Origin of the sequence: Edaphobacter sp., assembly GCF_035532915.1 — a bacterium.
Taxonomy (GTDB): Bacteria; Acidobacteriota; Terriglobia; order Terriglobales; family Acidobacteriaceae; genus Edaphobacter.
This window is the reverse complement of sequence record NZ_DATKQC010000365.1, coordinates 1-8,355: the sequence shown is the minus strand read 5'-3', so window position 1 is coordinate 8,355 and position 8,355 is coordinate 1. Positions and strand designations below refer to the sequence as shown.

Annotated in this window: 8 protein-coding genes; 4 read left to right on the top strand and 4 right to left on the bottom strand. The window is 58.1% G+C overall.

The window, feature by feature from the left end:
- The 4 genes from VMU57_RS17405 to VMU57_RS17390 all read left to right on the top strand — a co-directional run.
- Positions 1-441 (top strand): sigma-70 family RNA polymerase sigma factor (locus tag VMU57_RS17405; RefSeq protein WP_325385720.1); only part of this gene is annotated, 441 nt, incomplete at its 5' end.
- A gap of 53 nt (positions 442-494) precedes the next feature.
- The gene (locus VMU57_RS17400) at positions 495-1,508 is read left to right on the top strand and encodes a flagellar motor switch protein FliM (protein ID WP_325385718.1); all 1,014 of its coding nucleotides are present in this window, start codon (positions 495-497) and stop codon (positions 1,506-1,508) included.
- A gap of 26 nt (positions 1,509-1,534) precedes the next feature.
- Positions 1,535-1,828, top strand: coding sequence for a FliM/FliN family flagellar motor switch protein (locus VMU57_RS17395; protein ID WP_325385716.1), 294 nt, complete (start codon positions 1,535-1,537; stop codon positions 1,826-1,828).
- A 167-nt stretch (positions 1,829-1,995) separates the two neighbouring features.
- Entirely contained in the window at positions 1,996-2,793 is a 798-nt protein-coding gene (locus VMU57_RS17390) for a hypothetical protein (protein ID WP_325385714.1), read from the top strand.
- Positions 2,794-2,862: 69 nt separating this feature from the next.
- Here the strand turns inward: VMU57_RS17390 and VMU57_RS17385 are convergent, their stop codons facing one another.
- The 4 genes from VMU57_RS17385 to VMU57_RS17370 all read right to left on the bottom strand — a co-directional run.
- Positions 2,863-3,297, bottom strand: a complete 435-nt coding sequence (locus VMU57_RS17385) for a peptidoglycan-binding protein (protein WP_325385712.1) — start codon at positions 3,295-3,297, stop codon at positions 2,863-2,865.
- Between the two features lie 341 nt (positions 3,298-3,638).
- Entirely contained in the window at positions 3,639-5,315 is a 1,677-nt protein-coding gene (locus VMU57_RS17380) for a trypsin-like peptidase domain-containing protein (protein ID WP_325385711.1), read from the bottom strand.
- A 531-nt stretch (positions 5,316-5,846) separates the two neighbouring features.
- Positions 5,847-6,608, bottom strand: a complete 762-nt coding sequence (gene sdhB, locus VMU57_RS17375) for a succinate dehydrogenase iron-sulfur subunit (RefSeq protein WP_325385710.1) — start codon at positions 6,606-6,608, stop codon at positions 5,847-5,849.
- 490 nt (positions 6,609-7,098) lie between these two features.
- Positions 7,099-8,355, bottom strand: a 1,257-nt coding sequence (locus tag VMU57_RS17370; RefSeq protein ID WP_325385708.1) for an FAD-binding protein, incomplete at its 5' end; no start/stop codon positions are given.

The window sequence follows — 8,355 nt, the reverse complement described above, 5'->3', positions numbered from 1 at the left end:
CCATCCGAGCAGGAGATTGCGGGTCAGATGGAGTTGAGCCTGGCGGAGTATCAGCAGTTGCTCGGCGATCTGAAGGGGTTGGAGATCGGTAGCTTGCATGTGGAGCGGTCGGAGGATTCAGGCGATGAGGAGCTGGCATATATTCCCGGGCCTCCTGACGAAGATCCACTGTTTCGTTGCCTGAAGGGTGAGATGAAGCAGCGGCTGGCAGACGCGATCGACGAACTGCCCGAGAAGGAACGGATGGTACTGACTCTCTACTACTACGAGGAGCTGACCATGAAGGAGATCGGGCTAACGCTCGGTGTGGTGGAGTCGCGCGTCTCGCAAATCCACTCTTCTGCTGTCCTGCGGCTGAGGACCGCGCTTGCAGGCCTTCGCTCTATTGATTCTTCCAAAGCTGGAAAGATCTCCAGTGGAAGACGGCAAGCCTCGTGTTGATACTACATCGACGATATTGAGCGCATTCAAACACAAACCTAAAGAGGCGAATCATGGGAAAGCAGCTTGAACAGGGAGATATCGATGCACTCTTCGCAGCAGCCGGAGCAAATGCTGCGACACAGACAGCGGCGGAAGGAGAGTCAGCTCCGCTGGAAACCTACAACTTCAGCAGGGCAGGACAGATCAGCAATGAACAGATGCGCGCCATTAGTACAGTGAACGATTTATTTGCGCGCAACCTGATGCACACGCTTGGAGCATGGCTGAGGACGCCGCTTCGGATCAAGCTCGTAGCGGGCGAGCAGTTGCCGTTCAAAGAGTTTCTGGAGCGGCTCTCGATCCACACTTTTGTATGTTCGCTTCGGTTGGAGCCGCTGGGCGCCGTTGGCCTGTTGGAACTTGAATTTGCGATTTCGTCGCCGATCGTCGATGTCCTGCTCGGCGGCGTCGGTGAGGCATGGTCGGTGCGCGAGTTGACCGATATCGAGGAAGCTATTCTTACCTCGGTTGTGCAGCTTGCCGTGCAGGAGCTGAACCTTGCCTGGCAATCGGTTGGCCTCGAGTTTGTGCTGGAGAAGCGTGAGACGGATGCCGCTGTCGCGCGAATGATGACTCCGGGAGAGCGGACGTTGTGCGTGAGCTTCGAGGCGAGGATGCCGGAAGCGCAGGGAGTAATTAATCTCTGTCTGCCCGCGGTGGTGCTCAATGCGATCCTGCGGCGGCTGATCGCGGAAGGAGACCGCCCGCGCCGGCGATCGAAAGAAGCGCACATGCAGATAAGAAATCTATTGGGACAGGTCAGCATGGGAACGTTGTTGCAGCTTCCACAGATGCGGCTCCGAGCAAGCGATGTCGCGGCGCTCGTACCTGGTACAGTGCTGCGGCTTCCAGTCCCAAAGACCGCGTCGGCCGAGTTACGCGTCGGTAAGCTGCATCTTGGGAGCGCCTATCCCGTGCGAACCGGAGAACATCGTGGAGCGCAGATCGAGGTTGATTTTGTTGGCGGACATGTTGCGCAGTCTTTGAATGGGCAGGCAGATAACGTAGTGTTGAGCGTGAATTAAGCGAGGGGCGAGAGATGGGGAACGAGATGAGTACAGAGGAAGCAGCACGAGCCGAAGCGATAGGGCTCTTGTGCGATATCGAGTTAGATGCGTCACTGCAGTTTGGCTCACGAGAGATGCCGCTGCGAGAGGTGCTCGAGCTTGGTCCGGGAGACGTGATTGAACTGGACCGGCATGTATCAGAACCGGTCGACCTTGTGATCGGAGATCGGATTGTCGCTCGCGGTGAAGTGGTGATTGTAAGCGGAAATTTCGCGCTTCGAGTTACGGAAGTTGCAACGCCGCAGTTGCGGCTGGAGAGCATACGATGCCTTTTCTAGATAGAAGAAACAATAGCCGGACGGCCGATACTTCCCTCTTTGGAGAGGATCGATATAGTACGGCAGTTTTGCCGGAACAGCAGTTGAACGGCATCGGTTTACCTGAAACGCTCGCCCAGGTTCAGCGTCACCTTTGTGGCTCTGCAGATTGCGCAGGCGGATGGACGATGCCGTGGCGCAGTCGCCGTCGGCCGGTGTTTGAGGAACAATGGGGTTGCAGCGGGCGCTGCGTGTTAGCGATGGTGCGAGACGCGCTGCGACGAGAGATGGGGGACAGAACGTCGGCAACAACGTCGGCCCTGCATCACCATAGAGTGCCGTTGGGACTGTTGCTGCTCTCGCAGGGCTGGATCACGCATCCGCAGTTGCGGCGGGCGCTGGAGGCGCAGCGGCAGAATGGAACAGGACGGATTGGCGAGTGGTTGATTGCCGAGTGCGGTCTTGAAGCCGAGCAGATTACCCGAGGCTTGAGTCTGCAATGGAGCTGCCCGGTCCTCAGCGTCGAGGGATTTTCGCCTGAGGCGATGGCGCTGGTCATGCCGGAGATCTTTGTTGAGCGATTCGGGTTGATGCCGCTGCGAATCGCCGGCGGACGCATCCTGTACGTTGCCTTCGAGGATCATCTCGATGCTTCGGCTTCGCTGGCGATTGAGCGGATGACGGGGCTCAAGGTTGAGAGCGGCATCTTGAACGAGGTACAGTTCAGGGCTGCGCAGAGCAGGCTGCTCGAGTGTGATCGCGTGGAGGTGAAGATCGAAGCAGTTTCAGATGCGGACACGCTGGCAGGTAGAATCACTGCAATTCTGGAGCAGAAGCAGCCGGTGGCTTCTCGGCTGGTGAGGCTGCACCATTACTACTGGTTGAGATTGTGGCTGGAGAATGGCGCTGTAGGCAAACCGGGTAAGTTTCCCTTCAGCGGCGAGGACATGGGTGACTATGTCTTTACCGTCGGCGCACAAGGCTGAATTCGTTTTGCATCCGGGCACGAAAAAGAGGGCCGATTGGCCCTCTTTTTTATTGCCGTCGGTAACGGTTTACTGCGTAATCATGGTTGCAGAAGCGGACTCTGTCGTTCCCAGGGTGGATGAGGCGGCTGCGCGATCGGCGTCACGATCGGGGCCAAGGCCCAGCTTGATAATGGCGCGGGAGTCGGGGACCAGCTTGGTCTGCCAGCCGTTGTCTGACTGATACTTCTGCATGGCGGCCGAGGTGCTGGTATCCCAGTGGCCAGAGGGATCGGTTAGATAGCCAGATTTAACCAGCGCGGTCTGAATCTGAACGGCGCGGCCATCGTCGATGGAGCGTTGACCCACCGTTCGAACGGATGCCTTGCTGTGTTTGCTATGACTGCGGGTGTGAAACAGCCGGTGATGCGATGTAGGACCGCGTCGGGCGTGAATGACAGCAACACCGGGAATCGCGATAGCAAAAACGAGACCAGCGCATAGGGCGAGTTGAGTAAACCTCATGGAGCAAAACCTCAAACTTCAGTATGGAATGGACGAAGCTCTGTTTCTATTCATCGTCTGATCAGGGTATCCCGAGAGTAACCGTTTCACAATAGGAATGATATTCCCCATAAGCGGTACTTTTGGCGGGCTATCTGGACGAAAATGCAGGAAGCGGTTCTTTTTGGGAAAATTGTTCTTAAAGTCTGTCTAGAAAACTGAAGGCTTGCACAGATCACAGCGATCGGAGCTAGACAACAGCAAGAACAAACGCAGGATAAAGGCTTTCTCGCATTTTACAAGCTTCTTAATTAAAGAAGGGGACACCGGTTCGGCGTCCCCTTCTGGGTTGCGACTGCGTTTTACGGAAGTGTTCCACCGATGTAAGAGTTACCGGCGTTCTTCTGCATGGGGAAGTGGACAACAAATACGACATCGTCCTTGGATTTGAGAGTGGAGACGATGGCCCTGTAGCTGGCCTCGTCCGTCACAGGCTTTTTGTTGATCGCGGAGATGATCAGGCCTTTGCCCAGACTGATCTCATCGGCGAAGGAACCGGGGCGAACGCTTGTGATCATGACGCCGCGGCTGATCCCCGTCTTGGAGGCAACATCCGGAGGAATAGCCGAGACAGTGATGCCGAGGGTGGTTTGCCCGACGTCTGACGGCTGTGGAGAGGAGTTATCGTCCCCGCCTCCAAGAAGATCGGCATAGGTTTGAGCGCGGTCGCCGATGACTACATTGGCAACCCCCTGCTTTCCGTTGCGGATGTAGCCGAGTTTGATGGATGTGCCAATCGGCCGAGCTGAGATGTCGCTTACAAGGTCGTCGCCGCCCTTGATGGAGCGCCCATCGATGGAGACGAGGATGTCACCCGGTTCGATGCCAGCCTTGGCCGCGCCCCTGCCGGGGACAACCGTGCTGACGATCACGCCGTTGGTGAACCCGTACATGCGGTTGACGGCGGAACTGACAGCGGGCTGGAAGCTGACGCCGATCGATCCGCGAACGACCTTGTGGGTCGGCCCGATGAGCATGTTGTAGATCTTGGCGATGGTGTTCGACGGCATGGCGAACCCGAGGCCGATCGATCCCATGGATTGGGTGTAAATGGCGGTGTTCATGCCGACGACCTGGCCGGCCATATCGACCAGCGGGCCACCGGAGTTGCCCGGGTTGATGGCGGCATCGGTCTGAATGAAGCGCTGGAACTGGCTCTGATCGATGTTGTTCGGACCGCTTTCGGGGATGGAGCGGTCTTTGGCAGAGATGATGCCAGCGGTCACGGTCTTGGAGAGATTGTAGGGGCTGCCGATAGCGAGCACCCAGTCTCCGACCTGTGCTCCGTCGGAGTTGCCGAGCTTGATGGTGGGCAGCGGCTTGTCGGTGTCAATCTTGATGACCGCGATATCGGTATCCTTATCGACGCCTACGACGTGAGCGGGGTGGCCTTCGAAGCTGTCCTGATCGTCGGGATCGGTGGAGAGCTTGACGTAGATCTTGTCGGCCTTGTCAACGACGTGGTTGTTGGTGATGATGTAGCCGCGGGGATCGACGATAAAGCCGGAGCCGAGCGCGCGACGTTCGCCGCTCATCTGTCCGCCTCCTCCGTCATCATCGCCCTGGCCACCGCCCTGGCCGCCGAAGAAGCGGTTAAAGAAGTCCTGCATGTCACCCTGGCCCTGACCTTGCTGCTGGTCGTCGTCGCCGTCCGGGTTCTGCTGCTGCATACTGCGGCGCCCGCGCTTGTTGGCGGATTGCTTGGGAATCTCTTCGGTATTGATGTTGACGACTGCCGGGCCGACTTCCTTGACGATCTGGGAGAAGCCGTTGGAGAGCGCAACTGGGGAGGGAATGACGATGGGCTTGGCGTCAGAGGTGTCGACCTTGTCTTGTTCCTTGCCGCTGACGTTTTGCGTGAGAACAGAACCGACAAGGATTCCGATGGAGAGGGTAGCGAGGAGGGTGAAGGTCGTTGTGAGGCGGTGGGTGCGCATGCGATCCAGCAGGCTCGGAGAAGGGTTATTTCGTATGTCCATTAGAAAGTCTGACCTCTTTTCGTGCGTTTCCGTTGCGCCCGTCCGGTGCATCGGGCGAAAGTCTGAGTATAGTCAATTGTTTCAGATGCCCTTCCCGGTTAGAGGGCATCAGGGACTTCACAGTTGTTTAGACGACAACAAGGTACAAAGGTGTACCGCGCTGATGCGCGGCGCGGCATTTCGATTCCGCAGAGTTGGTTCGATGGATGCTGTCAACTCTCCTCTCCTCGCGAATCCGTTCAAAGGTGCGTCGAGCTTCGGTTAAAAGATGCCTGTCGGGCTCGATGAGAGGATTCCTTAGAGGGTACCCCCTCCCCTACTTCTACTGCAAAGTCTTGTATCTAAAGGACTTAAAATGTAAAGTCTTGTTTCTAAAAGACTTAGGCCCAGCGTGAAGCCGGGCCTGTGATTTTTCTCTACCTGTATTAAATGGTAGCAGATCGATGGAACTCATCTACAACGCCTATCTTCTTTATTTTCTGAATGTTGCCGGTATCTGGACTTGACAGCATTTTTAGGGAACAAGCATGTCTAGCGGGTGAAGAGATCTTTGACCTGCTGGATGAAGACGTCGCGGCCCATGTCGGAGATGGCCTCGGTGAGTGGCAGCTCCTTGGGGCAGGCTTGCACGCAGTTCTGGGCGAAGCTGCACTCCTGAATGCCGCCGTCGCCGGCGAGGGCGCGGAGGCGCTCTTCTTTAAGGACGGAGCCGCTTGGATCTATATTAAAGAGCTTTACCTGAGCGAGGGTGGCTGCGCCGACGAAGTTGGTGACGTCGTTGAACTGGGGGCAGACCTCCATGCAGATGGTGCAGGAGATGCAATTGGAGAGCGGGTAGCGCTGCTCCTGAATTTGAGGAGCCTGGCGTGGCCCGGCTCCCAGATCGTAGGAGCCGTCGATGGGCACCCAGGCCTTGACCCGCTTGAGGTTCTCGAAGAGGACGCTGCGGTCGACGGCGAGGTCGCGGACGACGGGGAACTTGGAGAGGGGAGCGAGGGTAATGGGCTGGTCCTGGTTTGGTCCGCGGAGCTTGTCGACCAGGGCGGAGCAGGCCATGCGGGCCTTGCCGTTAATGAGCATCGCGCAAGAGCCGCAGATCTCCTCGAGGCAGTTGGAGTCGTAGGTGATCGGCGTGGTCTGCTTGCCGGAGACGTCGACGGGATTGAGCGCGATTTCGCCGAGCAGCGAGGTGATGTTCATGCCGGGGCGGTAGGGGACCTCGAACTTCTCGGTGGTGGCGGGGGAGTTCGGGTTGGACTGACGTTTGATCTCGACTTTGATGCTCTGTGCCATGCAAATGCTCCCGTAAGCCCCGGAACTCTCCCTACGCCTTCGACGAGTAGAGAGTGTGGAGGCCTTTCTTGCTATAGATTTCATTCGCCGGCAGGTGGAGCGGACTCAGGCGGTGCTGCCTGTCTGCTCCTTGTTTGTGATTGCTGCGGCGATGCCCTAATGATGGCCGATCGGCTGATGAGGTCTTGACCTCAGGGCCTTCTGCCGGTTGTTCTGACGAATGTTGTACACAAACATATACGTGATGAAGCAAGCGAATATGAGTGCAAGGACGAGATAGACAACGTGTATGCCTGACATGTCCGGTTAGATGGCGCGTGCGGGATTTTAGGCGATACGTCGGTCGCGAAAGAGAGCATACCCCAGGGGCTAAAGCCCCCGTTTTGCTGGCATCAGAGAGGCCCAAGGCTGAAGCCTTGGGGTACCTAGAGGCCAGAACAAATCTGATCGTCTCGAAAACAGAGTTCGTCATGATGCCTCCTCTCTTTTGTTAGGCGGTGGCGCCGTAGTGGCGCGGACGGGGTGGAAGGTGGCTGATGTCTACGGCTTCGAACTCGAACTTTGGTGCGTTGCCGTCGAAGCTGGCTTTGGTCGTTTTGAGGAACTTTTCGTCGTTGCGGTCGGGGAAGTCGGGCTTGTAGTGGGCTCCGCGGGACTCGTCGCGGAGGCGTGCGCCCTGGACGATGACGCGGCCGAGCTGGAGCATGTTGTAGAGCTGGCGGGTGAAGGCGAAGCTGGTGTTGGCCCACTGGCTCTTGTCGGAGAGGTTGACGTTGCGATAGCGCTCGAGCAACTCGACGATCTTGGCGTCGGCTTCGTCGAGGCCACTGTTATACCGAATGATGGTGGCGTGCTTGGTCATGGTCTCGCCCAGCTCACGCCATAGCTTGAATGGGTTTTCGGTGCCGGGGTTGTTGAGCAGGAGATTGTTGCTCTCCTTTTGGCGCTGGAGTTCGGCGGCGTGGCCACCGTCGCCTTCCTGTGCAGGCAGTGACTTGGCGTAGGCGAGGGCTTGCGGGCCGGCGACGAAGCCTCCGTAGATGCAGGAGAGCAGGGAGTTGGCGCCGAGGCGGTTGGCTCCGTGGATGGAGTAGTCGGCCTCGCCCGCGGCGAAGACGCCGGGGATGTTGGTCTGCTGGTTGAAGTCGACCCAGAGACCGCCCATGGTGTAGTGCATACCGGGGAAGATCTTCATGGGGACCTTGCGGGGGTCGTCGCCGACGAACTTCTCGTAGATCTCGAGGATGCCTTCGAGCTTGTTCTGGGCGGCGGGCGGAAGGTGGGAGACGTCGAGGTAGACCATGGGCTGGCCGTCGATGCCCATGCCGTGCTCGTAGACGACCTTGAAGATGGCCCGGGTGGCTACGTCGCGGGGTACGAGGTTACCGTACTTGGGATACCACTCTTCGAGGAAGTACCAGCGGTCGCCTTCGGGGATGGATTGCGCGGCGCGCTTGTCGTTCTTATCCTTGGGGACCCAGACGCGGCCGCCTTCGCCGCGGGCCGACTCGGACATGAGGCGGAGCTTGTCTTCGCCGGGGATGGCGGTGGGGTGGACCTGGATGAACTCGCCGTTGGCGTAGAAGGCTCCCTGCTGGTAGAGGGCGGATTGAGCGGAGCCGGTGCATACCACGGAATTTGTAGATTTGCCGAAGATGGCTCCGTTGCCGCCGGTGCAGACGATGATGGCGTCTGCGGGGAAGGTGCGGGTCTCCATGGTGCGGAGGTCCATGGCGCAGATGCCGCG